Genomic DNA, 1,710 nt, shown 5'->3' on the forward strand with positions numbered 1-1,710 from the left:
GCATTGCCCGTCCCCGCAGGCGGGTCCTCCCCCCACACCCCATCCACCAGTCGCGCCATCGGAACCACTCGCCCGGCTTCGAGCGCGAGTAGCCCCAGCAAAGCCCGCACCCGAGGCCCCCCGACCGAAACCCGTGTCCCGTCGGCAGCCTCCACCATCACCGGACCCAACAGCCCTACCAGCATGAATCATCCATCGCGAGAACGATCCTGCGTGCCGCCGTGCCGCGCGTCAACTCGTGCCGACCTGGAGATCGGTGTCGGCACGAGGGCCGTTGCGGGGGCGCAGTCACGGCGGACCTTGTCCTCGACCGGAATCCTTGACTGCGGCGATCGCGACACTCTCGGCTGCCTAGTGGGCGCCTCCAGAGGATCCCGCGGAATTTTCGGGCTATCGTCCTTGATTTGATATAACATCCATGTTATGAATTGGGGAGAGGTAGAGCTGGAACCGGAGGTGGTCGAGTGGTTCGCCTTGCGCGGTCAAGACGATCAGGAGACTGTGGTCTTCTACATCGATCTTCTTGCCGAGCGGGGAGTGTTACTCGATGAGCCGTACACCAGGCAACTGTGTGGAAAGCTCCGTGAGCTCCGATTTCATCTCTCCCGCGAGGCAGTGCGGATTACGTACTGGATTGCATCGGGTAGACGCATCATTTTGCTTACGGTGTTCCGCAAGCATCGGATGCGCGAGAAGGCTGAGATTGAGCGGGCAGTGCGGGCGATGAAGCGGTGCATTGCCGAGGCTCATACCGTGGAGGAGGAAGAAGTCCATGGGTGAACGAAAAAGTTGGGCCGACATTCGCGCCGAGGTCATGGGTCGGCCTGGAGCCGGTGCGGGCTACGAGGCGGCGCGAATCCGATTCGAACTCGGTGCCACAGTTCGTGCCCGCCGTGAAGAGCTCGGCCTCACCCAGGCCGAACTGGCCAAGGTCGCAGGGCTGAAGCAGCCGGCGATCGCTCGCTTCGAAGCGGGCGGCACAATGCCGACAATCCCCATGCTGGAACGACTTGCCGAGGCTTTGCACTTGAGGCTCAACGTCCAGTTCGAGCGCCTGTGCGAGGCCGGGTGACGCCGATCGACCTATCGTTCTTCCGCTCGGAGACGTCGCAGCGTCTGCGGGAAGAGGGCCGGACCGAGGGGCTAATCGAGGGCGAGGCCAAAGGCGAGGCCAAGACGACCGCCAGAAACATTCTGCGGGTCCTGGAGCGGCGCGGAGTCACCGTCGGAGATGATGCGCGAGATCGGATCACATCGTGCACTGACCGTCATATGTTGGAGAGTTGGCTCGATCGGGCGGTGACGGTGACCGCTGCCACTGAGCTTTTCGAGTCCGAGTAATGGAGATCCACGTCCACCCGTCTGTCGTGGCGGAGATTTCCCGGCGAGTCCATGCCCAAAGGCGTGCAGAGGCGCGTGCTGAGGGACTGATCAAGGGAGAGACCAAGGGTGTTGTGGTCAGCATTCTCGAGCTCCTGGATGTGCGGTCGATCGAGGTTCCGCTTGATGCGCGGGCCCGCATCACTTCGTGCGAAGACCTGGACGTACTTCGTTTGTGGCTCCGTCGCTCGGTGACTGTGACCAACGTCGCCGACCTTTTCGAGCCCGTCGGGCAAAATTGCGATCATGGATCGCTCGCTGATGGGGATTGCTGAGGACGAACTGCTAGTGGGGCGGGTGGTGGAGGGGCTGGCTCTTATACACCTCTGA

4 protein-coding genes are annotated in these 1,710 nt (G+C 62.3%); 3 read left to right on the forward strand and 1 reads right to left on the reverse strand.

The genetic code is table 11. The features are described from left to right. Window positions 1-185, reverse strand: a 185-nt coding sequence (locus tag DBO33_RS44365) for a hypothetical protein (RefSeq protein ID WP_234391499.1), incomplete at its 3' end; no start/stop codon positions are given. 238 nt (window positions 186-423) lie between these two features. Between DBO33_RS44365 and DBO33_RS42445 the strand changes: the two genes are divergently transcribed. From DBO33_RS42445 to DBO33_RS42460, 3 genes are all read left to right on the forward strand, one after another. Continuing rightward, window positions 424-780: a type II toxin-antitoxin system RelE/ParE family toxin gene (locus DBO33_RS42445; RefSeq protein WP_107661306.1), complete on the forward strand. Its 357-nt coding sequence runs from the start codon at window positions 424-426 to the stop codon at window positions 778-780. Beyond that, entirely contained in the window at window positions 773-1,072 is a 300-nt protein-coding gene (locus DBO33_RS42450; RefSeq protein ID WP_107661307.1) for a helix-turn-helix domain-containing protein, read from the forward strand. Before DBO33_RS42445 ends, DBO33_RS42450 begins: the two co-directional genes overlap by 8 nt. Window positions 1,073-1,340: 268 nt before the next feature. Next, window positions 1,341-1,655: a hypothetical protein gene (locus tag DBO33_RS42460; RefSeq protein WP_107661308.1), complete on the forward strand. Its 315-nt coding sequence runs from the start codon at window positions 1,341-1,343 to the stop codon at window positions 1,653-1,655. Window positions 1,656-1,710 lie beyond the last annotated feature (55 nt).

Origin of the sequence: Nocardia suismassiliense (genome assembly GCF_900269665.1) — a bacterium.
Taxonomy (GTDB): Bacteria; Actinomycetota; Actinomycetes; order Mycobacteriales; family Mycobacteriaceae; genus Nocardia; species Nocardia suismassiliense.